This window comes from Oceanibaculum sp., from assembly GCF_022449305.1.
Lineage (GTDB): Bacteria > Pseudomonadota > Alphaproteobacteria > Oceanibaculales > Oceanibaculaceae > Oceanibaculum > Oceanibaculum indicum.
The window spans coordinates 1-14,607 of record NZ_JAKUSO010000075.1 but is presented as its reverse complement, the minus strand read 5'-3'; the positions used below and the strand labels follow the sequence as shown (position 1 = coordinate 14,607).

Here is a 14,607-nt window from a genome sequence, read left to right as displayed (position 1 = left end):
CCATCGCGGTATTCATGGACGGGAACTGCACCAGCTCCACCGAAGGCAGGGACCGGCGCAGCACATCGATGGTGGCGCTGTTGGCGATGACGCCAACCTGTCGGCCTTCCAGCCCGCCAAGCCCGGCCAGCCCGATCTGCCGTTCGGTGAGGATGCGTGTGCCGTTGTAGAAGATGGTCAGGCTGTAATCGATGCGCTGCTCGCGCACCCAGGTCTTGCTGGCAATGTCGCAGGTGATGTCGAGCGTGCCGTCGGCGACGCGGTCGATGCGGCTCTGCGCGTCAACCTGGCCGATCTCCAGCGCGATATCGCGGCCAAGCTCCGCCTCCAGCGCGGCATGGATATGGTGGATGATATCGACGGAAAAGCCGACGAACCGCCCATCCTCCTGCCGGAAGGCGAAGGGCCGGATCTGGTCGCGCGTGCCGGCATTCAGCACGCCGGTGCGTTCCACCCTGTCGAAGACGGATTCCGCCACCGCCCGCGGCGCAGCGGCCAGGCCGGTAAGCAGGGCGAACCCTGTCGCAAGGTACAGAAAGCGGGAGAAAGCGGGCATCGAGACGTCCGTCCGCGGGGAAGGCAAAACCGGTGCCCCCAAAACAAGCATGAGGGCGCCTGCTCCGCAACCCCCTGCCCCGGCTATCGTCCCGCAAGCCACAGGCGAAAAACCGCCCGGACAGAAAACGGCACGCGCCGACCCGAAGGCGCAGCGCGTGCCGGTTCCGTGTCAGGTGGCGTCAGAAATCGACGGCCACCGAGAATTTCGCCGTCAGCGGCTGGCCCTGCACCAGATAGCCGCCCTGCGCGGACGACCAGTAGGCCTCGTCCGTCACATTCTCGATATTTGCGCGGAATACCACCGGCTGTTCGCGGATCATGGTGGCGTAGCGCGCACCGATGTCGAGGCGCGTCCAGTCCGGAATTTCCAGCGTGTTGGCGTCGTTTACATATTGCGAGCCGGTATGGATCACCCGGCCGGACAGGGTAAGGCCGCGCAGGAAGGGCGTATCCCATTCGACGCCGGCATTAGCCAGGAACTCCGGCACACCGACGGCGGTATTGCCGTCATTGGCGCCGCCGGCCGTACCGTTTAGCTCCGCCTCGATAAAGGTCAGGCCGCCCAGCAGGCGCAGCCCCCTCATCGGCTCGCCGAACAGCATCAGCTCGATGCCGCGATTTTCCTGCTCGCCGGAAACGCCATAATACTGCGTGGCCGGATCCAACACTGCGTTCGGCTTCTCGATCTGGAACACCGCCACCGACGCGCCGACCCGCCCGAAGTCGAGCTTCGCGCCGACCTCATATTGGGTCGAGACATAGGGCGGCAGCACCTCGCCGACATTGACCGCCGTGGAGGGCGCGCTGTCGCCCTGCGACAGGCCTTCGATGCGGTTGGCGTAAAGCGACAGGTAATCCAGCGGCTTCACCACGATGCCGACGACCGGGCTGGTCTCGGACTCGTCGTAATTGCTGGTACGCGCGCCGCTGGTGCGGTCGAAATTCTCGACCTGCAGCCACTGGTGCCGGGCACCCAGCGTCAGCTGTACGCGGTCGTCATACACTGACAGCGTGTCGGAGAAGAAGACGCTGCGCAGCTCGGTCTCGCTGACCTTCGGCAGGTCGGTCTGCGACCCGCTGAACAGATAAGCATCGGGCCGGGGATAATCGACCGGGTTATAGATGCTGGTCGGGCTGCTGGCCGCGAAATCGAAGGAATTGCGGTTCTCCGTATGCGCGCCGGAGACACCGCCATCCAGGCGATGCGCAACCATGCCGGTCACCGCCTCGCCGCGCAGGCCGGCGATGCCGCTGGTGGTGAAATCCTCACGCGGGACATACATGCGGCCGACCGTACCATCACCATTGCCGTTCACCGTCAGCGAGGCGAACTCGCCATCCTCGCGCGTGTCGCGCACGCCGACGGCGGCATAGCCCATGAGGTTGTCGGTGAAATCATACTCGACGCGGGTCTGCGCCGTGGTTTCTCGCATCTCCGAATAGGCGTAGGGCTGGCCGTAATTGATGTCGGAATCCGGCGCGCCGGGCACCGACGTGCCGTTCAGCCGAACCGTGGGACGGCCCTGATCGACCCGCAGACGCTGATTGGACAGGTCCAGCGTGGCGCGCAGGCGCTCCCCGCGATAATCCAGCGCCAGAGCGCCCAGCATCGCATCCCGCTGCTCATTCTCGATGGCGGTCTCGCCGTCGCGTAGCGCCACATTGGCGCGCACGCCGAATTCCTTGTTGTCGCCATATCGGCGGCCGATATCGAGATGGGCGCCGATGCGGCTCTCCTGCTCCCAGCCCAGGGTCAGGCGGGTCAGCGGCTCATCCCCGGCGCGCTTCGGCACCAGGTTGATGCCGCCGCCAATGCCGGAGCTGCTGAGGCCGATACCGTTCAGGAAGGCGTTGGAACCGCGCAGCACCTCAACCTGGCCCAGCGATTCGACGGCGCTGACCTGGCGCGGCGCCATGCCGGCCAGACCGTCCACGGTAATGTCCTCGCCATTCACCGGAAAACCGCGGATCACGAACAGCTCCGCGAAATTGCCGAAGCCGTAGGTGCTGCGTACGCCGGGATCGTTCTCCAGCACATCGGCCAGTGTCTCGGCCTGCTGGTTCTGGATCAGCTCCTCGGTATAGGAGGTCACGCTGAACGGCACATCCATGATGTCGCGGTTGCCCAGCGCACCAACGCGCGCGCCGCGCGACACCTGGCCGCCGGCATAGGCCGGCGGTGGCGTAGCGATATCCGACTTGGCATTGCCGCCCTCGCCTTCGACCACAACCGGCGACAGCTGCACCGCACCGCCCGAACCGGCCTGCTGCGCCTTCACCGGCACAGCACCCGCCACCAGGGCGGTCGTCGCCAGCAGCATCGCCAGCATCGCCGCGCGGCCGCAGCCTCGGCCGGCGGTCCCCTTGACCCCGATCATCGCTCACACTCCATGGAGGTTTGGAAAACATGACCCAAAGCAGGGCCAGAAATATCCGACCCATCTAATAATGCGACTAATTATCATTTGACTCTTAAAGCCCGCCGAAGCGGAGTGCAAGCCTTCAATGCGATAATGTGAATCGGGCCAGCCGCTTCCCGGCGGGACACGGCGATTCGGTCCCGCCTCAGAACACCGCGTGATCGCCCCTGTCGTCCCTGGCCTCGCCGCGGATCAGGCGGGCATAGTGCCCGGCCAGCGTCTCGGTTCCGGTGGAGGGGGTGGCGTTCGCGTCATACATTCCGGTCTCAGGGTTCAGGACCAGCATCGATTCGCGGGCATAGTAGAGACCGATGCTGGCGAGTTCCGCCTTGTCCGCCATTTTCGGACTGACGCGGCCCAGTGCGGCCAGAATCCAGCGGATGCCCCCGAGCAACGCCAGCGGCACCTGCCGGAATCGGGGTTCGCGACCCAGCTGGGCGAACAGCATCTCGCCCTGCTGCCGGGGCGTGATCGCATCCCCTGGCCCGCCAATCGGCAGGATGCGGTTCCAGCGATCTTCATCGTCCAGGCAGCCGGCTAGATAACGCCCAAGATCGCCATCGCTGATCGGCTTGCAGGCGGTAAGAGTGCCATCGCCGAAGATGAGGAACGGCTTGCCCCGCTTGACGCGCCCGACCTGCCCGGACAGCGATTTGAAGTAGGCAGTGGGCCGCACGATGGAATAGATCAGGCCGGAGTTAATCAGTTCGTGCTCGAAAGCCAGCTTGGCGCGTTGAAAGGCCAGGCGCGGCTTCTGCACGCAGATCGCCGACAGCAGCACCATATGCGCAACACCCGCCTGTTTCGCCGCAGCTAGGGCATCGGCATGGGCCTGGTGATCGATCCTCCAGGCATCGCGGGCCCTGCCAGTGCGCGACGCGAGGCAGGAGACCAGCACGTCAAACGCCTCACCGCGGAAGCCGTCGCGCGCAATCGAGCTTGCATCCGTTACATCGCCATAGCGCAGGCTGGCGCCCGGCAGAATCCCCGCGATTTCGTCAGCGCCCGGCACGCCTCCCGACCCAGCACGGGGGCGGATGAAACAGACCACCTCATGGCCCCGGTCAACCAGCGCGCGCACCGTCGCCCGGCCGATGGTTCCGGTTGCGCCCAGCACCAGCACGCGGCGCGGACGCGGAGATCGCGTTTGCGCGGAAGGGTCAGTCGGCGATGCTGGGACCATGGGCAACCGGCACGTTGATTTGGACGCCTCTATCGCAGAGAGTAACCGTAACGGGTATCGATATCGACCCGCCGCAGGGTGCCCCCTTCCGCGCTGTTCGGCGCCGGCTAGGCGGCCTCACGGCGGGACAGCCGGTACAGCAGGGCGACACACAACAGCATCGCCGCCGATAATCCGGCCAGCAGGGTAAGGCCGGCCTGAAAGCCGCCGGTCATGTCGTACAGCATGCCCAAAGCGAAGGGACCACCTGCCCCGCCCACCTCGGCGGCGGCGAAGAACAGACCGCTGGCCGCCCCGGCCCGCCTGGTGCCGATGCCCGGCGTCTCCACCAGGATCAGGATGGCGATGGTCATGAGGGAGGAGCGCGCAATGCCCTGCAGCACTAGGCCGGCCATCAGGCTGGGCTGCCACACCGTACCGATCAGCAGGCAGGACAGGAAGGCGGCGACGAACAGGCCGGCCAGGATCGGCAGCCGTCGCGCCGGGGTAGCGAGGCGCGGGATGACCAGCGATCCCAGGATACCGATCAGCGTCGGCACCGCTGCCCAGTAGCCGGCCTCGGCCGGTGTCATGCCCGACACGCGCAGCAGCTCCGGCAGCCAGTTATTGAGGCCGTGATTGTAGGTAAAGATGCCCACGCTCATGACCAGGATGATAGGTACCGCCGGGATGCGTAGCAGTTCGGCCACGCCGCCGCCCTGCCCGTCCTTGCGCGCCGCAGCCTCCTCCGCATCGTCCCGCGCGCGGATCGTCGGCAGGCTGGCGATCATCAGCCACAGCAGGCCGCCCGCCACCGAGATCGTCGCCCACAGCCACAGCACAGCGCGCCAGTCCCCGCCAAAGGCCGGCATCAGCACGGAATTGGTCAGCGAAAAGGCGATGATGCCGCCAATATTCGGCCCGGTGATGTAGATGCCCATGGCAAAGCCGCGCTCCGAGCCCGCGAACCAGCGCGCGATCACCTTCGGCGCGCCGGCGGAGACGATGGGCCCGCCGATGCCGAACAGCGCTACCGCCAGATAAAGCAGCGTCGCACCCTCCGCCATGCCGCGCAGATAGCCCGAGGCCGCGATGATCATCGCCCCCAGCAGCAGCGCCCAGCGCGCGCCCATGCGATCTAGTAACGCGCCGCAGGGAATCGCGGCGCCGATATAGACCAGCTGCCAGATGCCCAGCACGCCGCCCATCGCCGTGTTGCTGATGCCAAGATCGCGGGTGATCGGCCCGATCAGCGGCGCGAGGCCGGCAATGGTGAGGCCGAAACAGCAATAGACGACCCAGACGCCGAACAGCACAAGCCAGCGGAGCGGCGTCGGCAAGGCGGCATCGGTCGGTGGCGTCATGCAGGCTCATCGGGATAAACGGGCGGGTGCGGCACGATAGCATGGCGGGCCATCGGGGAAAGAGGGCTAGAGAGCTGCATTCCCCGCCCGAGAGACTGACGCTACGGCGGCAGCCACTGACATTGCCCGTCACCCCCGCACTTGTTGCGCGGGTCCAGGCCTCGGCTTGCTGGATGCCCGCCCGTGTAAGCTGAACCCTGGATTCCCGGCACCCATGGGGCTTGGGGCCGGGAATGACGACCTGAGAAAGCCATCTTTCACAATTCAAGCGTCAGCATTAAGACAAACACAAAAGAAAACGCCGGGCACGAGGCCCGGCGTCTTTGGTAGTTCCATGCGGCCCAGATCAGGCTGCGCGGATATCGGCCAGGAAGGTTTCGATCTCGCGGCGCATCTGCTCCGACTTTTCCGAAAGCTCCTGCGCCGCGCTCAGCACCTCCGCACCGGCGGCACCGGTCTGCTCGGCGGCGCCGCTGACCTTCTCGATGCTGTCGGTCACGCCTTCGGTCGCCGAGGCGGCTTCCTGCACATTGCGTGCGATCTCCGCCGTGGTCGCGTTCTGCTCCTCGACCGCGGCCGAGATGGTGGCGGAAATCTCGTTCACCTGAGCGATGACCGCGGCGATGGACGCGATCGCCTCCACCGTCGAGCCGGTGGCCGACTGCATGGCGTTGATCTGCTCGACGATGTCCTCGGTCGCCTTGGCGGTCTGGCTGGCGAGGTTCTTCACCTCCGAGGCCACCACGGCGAAGCCCTTGCCGGCTTCACCAGCGCGGGCTGCCTCGATGGTCGCATTCAGCGCCAGCAGGTTGGTCTGCTCCGCGATGTCGTTAATCAGGCCGACAACCTCGCCGATGCGCTTCGCCGAATTGGCGAGATTCTCGACGATGCTGCTGGTCTGCTCCGCCTCATGCGAGGCCTGACGGGCAACCTTGGTGCTCTGCTCGACCTGACGGGCAATCTCGGCGGTCGAGCTAGACATCTCGTCGGTCGCCGCCGCCACGGTCTGCACATTGGCCGAGGTCTGCTGCGCCGCCGTCGAGGTGGCCTGCGCCTGGTCGCTGGCGACCTGGGCGACATCGGTCATGCTGGTGGCGGTGCGCTCCAACTCCGTGGCCGCGGCGGCGACACCGCCCAGCACACCGGAGATGCTGCTGTCGAACTTCATCAGCATGGCCTCGATGGCGCGCTGGCGCTCCTCGCGCTTGCGCTGCTCCTCGGCAGTGGCGGCTTCCATGCGCCGCTTGGCCTCCGCATTGTCGCGGAACACGACCAGCGTACCGGCCAGATCGCCGATCTCGTCCTTGCGGTCCTTGTAGGGAATCTCGCCATCGAGATCGCCCTCGGAGACCCGCAGCATGGCAGCCGTGATTCCAGCCATCGGCCGGGTGACACGGCCCCGCACGATCATCAGGCCGGCGACACCGATGGCCAGCGCCAGCAGCAGCAGGCCGGTGTTCAGCGCCAACATCATCTGGGCATTCGCGTTGCGGTTCGCCGCATAGTCCGACAAGGCGGAAAGCGCGGTGGTGGCAACGCCGACCATGTCGTCCAGCGCCGCAATGCTGATCTTGCCCCATTCCGCCTTGGACACCGGCGAAGCGGTACCGGCGGCAAGCGCCGCGTCGATCTTGTCGCGCGCCGGGATCAGCGTATCGATGTAGATCGTCTTCGCCTTGGCGAAGGCCGCCGCGACCCTGGGGTCAACGCCATCGCGCGACACCAGCATCTCCAGCTGGCTCCAGCCTGCCTGGGCCTGGCCACGCCAGACCAGCATGCGGGCCTGCTGGGCAGGCTTCACGCTGCCGGCATCGATGGCGTCGCTGACCACGACGCGCTCCAGCCCAACCGCATCGCGGGTCAGGTAGGCGGCGTCCTTGATGGCGATCAGCTCGGCGCTGATCGGGCCAGCCAGGCGCATTTCGGTGCCAAGATGATTCGAGATGGATTCCAGAAGATTCACCATGACCGTGGCGTTCTTCTGCCATTCATCGGCAAGGCCGGCACGGCGATTGGACAGCGGACCACGCAGGCCGGGATCGACCTCGGTACGCAGTGCCTTCAGCTTGTCGAGCGCCGCCGTCAGCTTCTGCACCGAGGCATCGGGACCGCAATCGATCTCGCCGCAGGCCTTGATAACGGCCTCGGTCGCCGGGCCGGAGATGCCGCGCACCTTGGTGATCGTCTCCAGCAGACCGTTGGAGGCCACAGCATCAGCCTTCAGCGCGCTGGTCACGGGACCGCGCTCCAGCCGGGTATTCTGCAGCGCGTCGAACACGTCACCGGCCGCATTGGCCTGGATCAGGACCTGACCGGCCTGACGCTGCTGAGAGACGGCCGAGACCATCTCGCGGATACAGAAGGTGAGAAGGAAGACCAGCAGAACGGCGAACAGGCCGGTCAGCAGGTTGGCAATACGAATGCCCTTGGCGAACATGGCGATATCCTTGTGGATTATGATTACCGCCTCTTCTTATTCCCAAGTAATTAACAAAAGGTTATAGGGTTAATTATATAAAATACCGCACAAATTCCTTGAGTTACTTGATCGCCAGCCGGAGGGTGGCTCAGGTGACAAGATACGTGAAGGGATGGTGCATAAAGGCTTTCCATGCCAATCTTATTAGAAAATATGCATGGAAAAGTATGATCGCACTGTTAGCCACCATCACAGGCCTGACACCGTCCCTTGCCGCTGGCATGGGACTGTTGACGCTGGTGCATGGCGATGCCTACTGGATACAGAGCGACCCACGCTACATGGGCACGGATGGCTTGCATTGCTGCGGCGTGGAGGATTGCCGGCCGGCACACAAGGGCGAGGTTGTCGCCTTCGAAAGCGGCTATGTCATCACCTCCACCGGGCAGGTGGTGCGGCCTGATCGTAACCGCGCAATCTATACCTCGATCGACGACCGCTTCTGGCTGTGCTTCTGGAAGGGGCATGTACGCTGCATGTTCATCCCGAACCTGACGCAGTAGCCCACCCCGCTCGCCAGCCGCCTACCACATGCTCTTGCGGGCGCGCTCAGGCCATTCGCGGTCATAGGTGTCGCCGCCGACCGTCTCGTCCGACAGATTGGCGAGGATACGCCCCGGTGTCGGCAGGCTCTTCGGATCGACATGGCGCTCCGGGTTCCACAGCTCGGACCGCACAATGGCGCGGGCGCACTGGAAATAGACGCGCTCCACCGTCATGACGATGACGCTGCGCGGCGCCTTCTCCTCCACCGCGAAGCTTTCCAGCAACTCAGGGTCGGTGGAGAGCTGCGCAGTTCCGTTCACCCGCAGCGTGGTGCCGGAACCGGGGATCAGGAACAGCAGCGCCACACGCGGGTCGCGCACGATATTGGCCAGCGAATCGACGCGGTTGTTGCCGCGCCGGTCCGGCATCAGCAGGGTTTTCTCATCGGCTATCCTGACGAAACCTGCCTTGTCGCCGCGCGGGGAGCAGTCCAGCCCCTCCGGCCCTGATGTCGCCAGCGCCACGAAGGGCGAGGCCTCGATGAAGCGGCGGTAATCCGGCGTGATCCGGTCCACCTCCTTCACCAGCGATGCCTCGGACGCCTCGCCATACAGCGCGTTCAATTCCTCGACAGTGGCGATGATCGGCATGGCATTTTCCCTTTTCCGCGAAACCGGCGGGAGCATAGTCGAAGCCGCACCACCCGCCTATCCGGACCATGCAGCCTATTGGTCGGGATCAGATGAAGAAATCCAGCAGCGCGGAGGCTGCCTGTTCCGGCTCTTCCTCGACGACGAAATGCCCGCAATCCAGCGCCACCTCGGACACGTCATTGGCCCAGCCGCGCCAGATATCCGCCGGAGAGGATGCTTTCGGCCCCAGATAGCCGCGCGCCCACAGCACCAGCACCGGGCAGGCGATCTTCCGCCCGGCGGCACGGTCCTCCGCATCCTGGCGACGGTCGATGCCGGCCCCGGCACGGTAATCCTCGCAGGTGGCGGCGATCACATAGGGATCGTGGAACTGCCGCAGATATTCCCGCACCGCCGCCGGGTCCAGCCGGTCGCGATAGACCGCCCAGCGTTCCAGCAGATGGCTGAAATAGAAATCGGGATCGCTGCCAATCAGCCTTTCCGGCACCGGCGCCGGCACCGCCAGGAACGGCCAGTGATAGGTGGCAATGGCGTTGTCGGCATTCATCCGCTCCCAGTTCTCTAGGGTCGGGATGATGTCGAGCGCGGCGAACTTGGTCACCCGCTCCGGATGGTCGAGGCACAGCCGGTAGCCGACGCGCCCGCCCCGGTCATGGCCGGCCAGCGCAAAACGCTCATGACCGAGACCCTCCATCAGCGCCACCATGTCAGCGGCCATGACGCGCTTGGAATAGGCCAGATGATCAGGGTCCCGCGCCGCATCCGGCGCCGGTCCCCGGCTGCGGCCATAGCCGCGCAGGTCCGGCAGCACCAGCGTGAAGCGCTTGGCCAGCGCCGGAGCCACCTTGTGCCAGGCGTGATGGGTCTGCGGATAGCCGTGCAGCAACAGCAAGGGCGGTCCGCTGCCGCCGGTGCGGTAATAGATCTCCGCCTCGCCGAGACGGGCCGTGCCTTCCCTGAAGCCGTCGAACATGATCCGCCTCCCTACAGGCGAACAGAATGGCGGAAACGATCATGGCCCACAATCCGCTGGACAGGCGCATCCTCCGACCGGCACCCTGCCGACACCCCTGAAACGGGCAAAGAAAAAAGCGGAGGAACATGATGCAGCACGATGTTCGCGGCCTGGCCCTGTCCACCGACAGCGCGGAGGCGGCCGCCGCCTTCAACGCCGCCATCGCCGACTATCTGGAATACCGCCTGTCGGCCGGCGAGAAGGTGAAGCAGGTGCTGGCCGCCGATCCGGATTTCGCGATGGGGCATATCCTGCGCGGCTATTTCATGCTGCTGATCGGCTCCAATGCCACCCTGCCGGCGGCCCAAAAGGCGCTGGCCCAGGCCAAGACCCTGGCCGCAGGAATCACGCCACGCGAGACGCTGCATCTGGCTGCCCTGGAAGCCTGGGCCGCGGGCGACACGATCAAGGCCTGCGCCGTGTGGGAAGAGCTGCTGGCCGCCCACCCGACCGATCTGCTGGCGCTCAGGCTGCAGCATTTCGCCAGCTTCTGGCTCGGCCGTTCGGCGGCGTTGCGCGACCTGCCGGCCGGCGTGCTGCCGGCCTGGAGTGCGGACATGCCGGGCTATGGCAATGTGCTGGGCATGCTGGCCTTCGGGCTGGAGGAATGCGGCGCCTATGCCGAGGCGGAAAAGGCCGGCCGCGAGGCGGTGGGCCACAATGGCGAGGATCTGTGGGCGATCCATGCCGTCGCCCATGTGCTGGAAATGCAGGGGCGGCTGAAGGACGGCATCGCCTGGCTGAACCAGCCCGCCGGCACCTGGTCCGACCGTAACCCGTTCAAGGACCATGTATGGTGGCACCGCGCGCTCTATTCGCTGGAGGGCGGCGATTTCGACCGGGTGCTGAAACTGTACGATTCCGAGATCGAGGTGGACGAGAACGGCTTCTATCTCGATGTGCAGAACGCCGCCTCGCTGCTGCTGCGGCTGGAATTCTGCGGCGTCGATGTCGGCACGCGCTGGGAGCTGCTGGCCAGCGTCGCCGGCAAGCGGCTGCAGGACCATGTGCTGGCCTTTACCGACACGCATTTCGCCCTGGCGCTGGCCAGGGGTGGACGCCAGGAGGAGGCGAATACGCTGATCGGCTCGCTGCGGTCCTTCGGTGCCAATCCCGGCGACAACAGCGCCGCGAAGGTGGCGCTGCCGCTGACCGCGCCGATTTCCGAGGCGATGCTGGCCTTTGCCGAGAAGCGCCACGACCGCGCGCTGGAGCTGTTGCTGCCGCTGCGCTACGAATGGCAGGGTGTCGGCGCCAGCCATGCCCAGCGCGACCTGTTCCAGCAGGTCGTCATCGAGGCCGCCATCGGCGCCGGCCGCACTGACCTTGCCCGGCTGCTGCTGGCCGAGCGCAGCCAGCTGAAGCCGAACAGCCTGTATAGCTGGCAGCGCTATGCCGATGTGCTGGAGACATCGGGCGAGGCGGCAAAGGCAGCGGAAGCCCGGCAGCGCGCCGCGTCGGTGCGGCTGCATTGACCCTTCAGGCAGAACAGGAAGGCGGATGATCACCAAGCTGAACAACGCCGTCATCCGACTGCGCTCCGCCCTGTGGTTCCGGCCTACCGTGGCGTCGATTGGTGCTGCCGCGCTGGCGCTGCTGCTGGCCGGCACCGACCGGCTGCTGCCGGAGTTCATCGCCATACCGGAGGTCGACGGCGGCAGTGTGAAGGAGCTGCTGACGCTGCTTGCCAGCGCCATGCTGACCGTGACAACGGTGACGCTGTCGGCGCTGCTGGTCGTGCTGAACATGGCGGTCAGCCAGGCCTCGCCGCGCGCCCTGCCCGGCCTGATGGCGGACGAGGTGACGCAGAACGCGCTCAGCACCTTCATCGCCACCTTCGTCTTCGCGCTGTTCGGCATGCTGGGGCTGGCCATCGAGGCTTATGACAAGAGCGGCCTCAGCCTGCTGTTCGGCTGCGGCCTCGTGCTGACGATCATGGCGCTGCGCTATCTGGTGCAGTGGATCCACCACATCGCCAGCACGCTGCGGCTGGGCAATATCGCCGCCCGCGTGCATGCCGATACGCAGGCCAGCATCGACCGCTTCCTGTCCGACCCGCTCATGGGGGCGCATCCGGCGGCAGCAAAGCGCGAGGTCGAGGACGGCACGGCGACGCTCGCCACGACACGCAGCGCCTATCTGTGCGGCATCGACATGGAGGAGATGCAGGAGATCGCCGCGCGCAACGGCCTGACCATCGAGCTGCTGTGCCGCCCCGGCGACTTCCTGCACCGCGACCGCCCGGCGATCGCCATCCATATCGGCGAGGAACGGCTGGACGATGCGCTGCGCGGGAAGCTGCTGGATTGCTTCCTGCTGGGGGAGGAGCGCTCCTACCACCAGGACCCGCTGCTGGGCCTGCAGATATTGGGGGAAATGGCCAGCCGCGCTTTGTCGCCCGGCATCAACGATCCCAAGACCGCGATCATCTGCCTGGACCGTCTTGAGGCGCTGCTGTCGCAAGCGGCGCGACCACCTGAACAGGAAGAGGTGCCGCGCCATGAGCGGCTGTCGCTGCCGGCGCTGACCTTCGACACCATGCTGGACCGGGCGATGCATTCCATCGCCCGCGATGCCGCGCCAAATGTCGAGGTCGTGCTGCGGCAGATCGCGGCGCTGGAGCGCATCGGCATGGCGGCCGGGTCGGAAAGGATACAGCCTGCCCTTATGAACATGCTGGGGCTGACCGCCGACTATGCCCGCAACGCCATCGCCGTGGCGCAGGACCGCGAGGCGGTGGAGCAGGCGGCGATGCGGGCGCGCCGCCGCCTGTCCGGATGCCTCACGCCAGCCGGCTAAATCAGCGAGCCGCCGCTCGCCTCGATATACTGGCCGGTAACCCAGCGGCTGTCCGGCCCGGCGAGGAAGACAGCCGCATCGCCGATATCCTCCGCCTTGCCGATGCGCTTCAGCGCCTGCATCGACGTGATCATCGCCTCCGACTCGGCGTTGCCGCGCAGCCAGCCGGCATTCATGTCGGTGTCGATGGCGCCGGGTGCCAGCGAGTTCACGGTGATGCCGCGCCCGCCATAGGCCACCGCCCATTGCCGGGTCAACACATCCACCGCCCCCTTGGTCGCCGAATAGGCCGGAATGTTCATGCCGCCGACGGCCCGGGAGAGGCCCGACGAGATGTTGATGATCCGCCCGCCATCGCGCAGCCGGCCAATGGCCTGCTTGGTGACGAAGAACACCCCCTTCACATTCACGTCGAACAGCCGGTCGAAGGTTTCCTCGTCCGTCTCCTCCATCGGCAGGTTCGGCGCGATGCCGGCATTGTTCACCAGAATGTCGAAGCGCGCGGCGCCGGTGCGGGCCGTCAGTTCCTTGTCTAGCGCCGCGAACATCTCCCCGATGCTCTTGACCGAGCCGATCTCCGCCTGCACGGCGAAGGCGTCGCCGCCCGCCGCCTTGATATTGCCCACGACGGTATCCGCCGCCTCGCGGTTGTTGCCGTAATGCACGGCGACCATGGCCCCCTCGCGGCCCAGCCGCTCGGCAATGGCGCGGCCCAGCCCGCGGCTGGCGCCGGTGACGAGGGCGACCTTGCCCTCAAGTGACTTGCTGCTCATCTGTTCCTCCAGAGCAAAGCGTTTCGATGCCGGAGAGATGGCCTGTAAAGTTCCATAGTTCAAGAATATTGAACAATTGAATTAAGGCCGCTAGAGTGTCATATGGGTCGGCATGCGTCCCTTGTTCCACCCCGACACAGAGGCGATCACGCTGCAGGGCGTGCTGCACGCGCTAAGCGACCCGGCGCGGCTGGCCATCGTGCGCGCGCTGCGGGAATCGCCGGACCTGTCCTGCAGCAAGGCCGCCCCGGTGCCGGAGATGGCGAAATCCACCCTGTCCAACCATTTCCGGATATTGCGCGAGGCCGGGCTGCTGTGCAGTCGGCGCGAGGGCACGCAATACGCCAACTGCCTGCGCCTGGACGATCTGGATGCCCGCTTCCCCGGCCTGCTCGACGCCATCCTGAACGCGGCGGAGCCGTCCCACAGATAGGTCCTAAAGCAGAAGCCCCGCCAGCGATGGGCGGGGCTTCATTCGGCGCGGGACTCTTCCCGGCACCCGGTGCTAAATCCGGGTATTTTCATAGTCAGACTATCCAGTGATGTGGTTTTGCTAGTCAGGCGGATTCATGTCCAGTTCGACACCCTCCCTGCTGCGGTCACGGCCATTTCCCGCAATATTCTTATCTGAATACCACCAGAAACGGTAATTATCAGCATATTCTTATGATGCTTTTGTGTCAAGGGGATTTGGGACTCTTTGCAGCCCCCGAGAAACTCCCATCCAAATCTAGATTTCTTGCCGTGAGGGATCGTTGTTCATTAAAGTTACATAATGAATGTTTTTAAACGCCTCTTTTCTAGACCAACTCAGATCGAAGCAAGAGATGCGCCTACAAAACCGGTGCATCAAGAGAGTGGCATGGCCGTACAGGTCGATCAACCAATCTCAGGAACT

12 protein-coding genes are annotated in these 14,607 nt (G+C 65.4%); 4 read left to right on the top strand and 8 right to left on the bottom strand.

Features of this window, described 5'->3' with window-relative positions; translation table 11 throughout:
* The 5 genes from MK313_RS16245 to MK313_RS16225 form a co-directional block, all read right to left on the bottom strand.
* Positions 1–556, bottom strand: a 556-nt coding sequence (locus tag MK313_RS16245; RefSeq protein WP_287782928.1) for a transporter substrate-binding domain-containing protein, incomplete at its 3' end; no start/stop codon positions are given.
* Positions 557–737: 181 nt separating this feature from the next.
* The gene (locus tag MK313_RS16240) at positions 738–2,936 is read right to left on the bottom strand and encodes a TonB-dependent receptor (protein WP_287782927.1); all 2,199 of its coding nucleotides are present in this window, start codon (positions 2,934–2,936) and stop codon (positions 738–740) included.
* 187 nt (positions 2,937–3,123) lie between these two features.
* The gene (locus MK313_RS16235) at positions 3,124–4,101 is read right to left on the bottom strand and encodes an NAD(P)H-binding protein (RefSeq protein ID WP_287782925.1); all 978 of its coding nucleotides are present in this window, start codon (positions 4,099–4,101) and stop codon (positions 3,124–3,126) included.
* Between the two features lie 167 nt (positions 4,102–4,268).
* Positions 4,269–5,504 (bottom strand): CynX/NimT family MFS transporter, encoded by a 1,236-nt coding sequence (locus tag MK313_RS16230; RefSeq protein ID WP_287782923.1) that lies wholly within the window; start codon positions 5,502–5,504, stop codon positions 4,269–4,271.
* A 346-nt stretch (positions 5,505–5,850) separates the two neighbouring features.
* A complete protein-coding gene (locus MK313_RS16225) occupies positions 5,851–7,941 on the bottom strand; it encodes a methyl-accepting chemotaxis protein (RefSeq protein WP_121218460.1) in 2,091 nt (696 codons plus the stop codon).
* Between the two features lie 209 nt (positions 7,942–8,150).
* On the opposite strand from MK313_RS16225, the gene MK313_RS16220 reads away from it, so the two are divergent.
* Complete coding sequence (locus MK313_RS16220) at positions 8,151–8,486, top strand: hypothetical protein (RefSeq protein ID WP_008943329.1); 336 nt, start codon at positions 8,151–8,153, stop codon at positions 8,484–8,486.
* 21 nt (positions 8,487–8,507) lie between these two features.
* Here the strand turns inward: MK313_RS16220 and MK313_RS16215 are convergent, their stop codons facing one another.
* Both MK313_RS16215 and MK313_RS16210 read right to left on the bottom strand, forming a co-directional pair.
* Positions 8,508–9,119 carry a pyridoxamine 5'-phosphate oxidase family protein gene (locus MK313_RS16215; protein ID WP_287782921.1) on the bottom strand — a complete coding sequence of 204 codons (612 nt, stop codon included), beginning with the start codon at positions 9,117–9,119 and terminating at the stop codon, positions 8,508–8,510.
* 88 nt (positions 9,120–9,207) lie between these two features.
* Positions 9,208–10,095, bottom strand: a complete 888-nt coding sequence (locus MK313_RS16210) for an alpha/beta fold hydrolase (protein ID WP_287782919.1) — start codon at positions 10,093–10,095, stop codon at positions 9,208–9,210.
* A gap of 128 nt (positions 10,096–10,223) precedes the next feature.
* Between MK313_RS16210 and MK313_RS16205 the strand changes: the two genes are divergently transcribed.
* On the top strand, positions 10,224–11,612 hold the full coding sequence (locus MK313_RS16205) for a tetratricopeptide repeat protein (RefSeq protein WP_287782917.1): 1,389 nt from the start codon (positions 10,224–10,226) through the stop codon (positions 11,610–11,612).
* Between the two features lie 25 nt (positions 11,613–11,637).
* Complete coding sequence (locus MK313_RS16200) at positions 11,638–12,936, top strand: DUF2254 domain-containing protein (RefSeq protein WP_287782916.1); 1,299 nt, start codon at positions 11,638–11,640, stop codon at positions 12,934–12,936.
* Here MK313_RS16200 and MK313_RS16195 read toward each other — a convergent pair.
* Positions 12,933–13,709: an SDR family oxidoreductase gene (locus tag MK313_RS16195; RefSeq protein WP_287782914.1), complete on the bottom strand. Its 777-nt coding sequence runs from the start codon at positions 13,707–13,709 to the stop codon at positions 12,933–12,935. The two genes, MK313_RS16200 and MK313_RS16195, sit on opposite strands and share 4 nt — an antisense overlap.
* 112 nt (positions 13,710–13,821) lie before the next feature.
* Here MK313_RS16195 and MK313_RS16190 point away from each other — a divergent pair, with 112 nt between their 5' ends.
* Entirely contained in the window at positions 13,822–14,142 is a 321-nt protein-coding gene (locus tag MK313_RS16190) for an ArsR/SmtB family transcription factor (protein ID WP_287782913.1), read from the top strand.
* The last annotated feature ends 465 nt before the right edge of the window (positions 14,143–14,607 follow it).

Coding starts and splice junctions, on each gene's coding strand:
- MK313_RS16205 (WP_287782917.1), top strand. CDS start 10,224: ATGATGCAGCACGATGTTCGCGGCCTGGCCCTGTCCACCGACAGCGCG.
- MK313_RS16220 (WP_008943329.1), top strand. CDS start 8,151: ATGATCGCACTGTTAGCCACCATCACAGGCCTGACACCGTCCCTTGCC.
- MK313_RS16200 (WP_287782916.1), top strand. CDS start 11,638: ATGATCACCAAGCTGAACAACGCCGTCATCCGACTGCGCTCCGCCCTG.
- MK313_RS16230 (WP_287782923.1), bottom strand. CDS start 5,504: ATGACGCCACCGACCGATGCCGCCTTGCCGACGCCGCTCCGCTGGCTT.
- MK313_RS16215 (WP_287782921.1), bottom strand. CDS start 9,119: ATGCCGATCATCGCCACTGTCGAGGAATTGAACGCGCTGTATGGCGAG.
- MK313_RS16225 (WP_121218460.1), bottom strand. CDS start 7,941: ATGTTCGCCAAGGGCATTCGTATTGCCAACCTGCTGACCGGCCTGTTC.
- MK313_RS16190 (WP_287782913.1), top strand. CDS start 13,822: ATGCGTCCCTTGTTCCACCCCGACACAGAGGCGATCACGCTGCAGGGC.
- MK313_RS16240 (WP_287782927.1), bottom strand. CDS start 2,936: ATGATCGGGGTCAAGGGGACCGCCGGCCGAGGCTGCGGCCGCGCGGCG.
- MK313_RS16195 (WP_287782914.1), bottom strand. CDS start 13,709: ATGAGCAGCAAGTCACTTGAGGGCAAGGTCGCCCTCGTCACCGGCGCC.
- MK313_RS16210 (WP_287782919.1), bottom strand. CDS start 10,095: ATGTTCGACGGCTTCAGGGAAGGCACGGCCCGTCTCGGCGAGGCGGAG.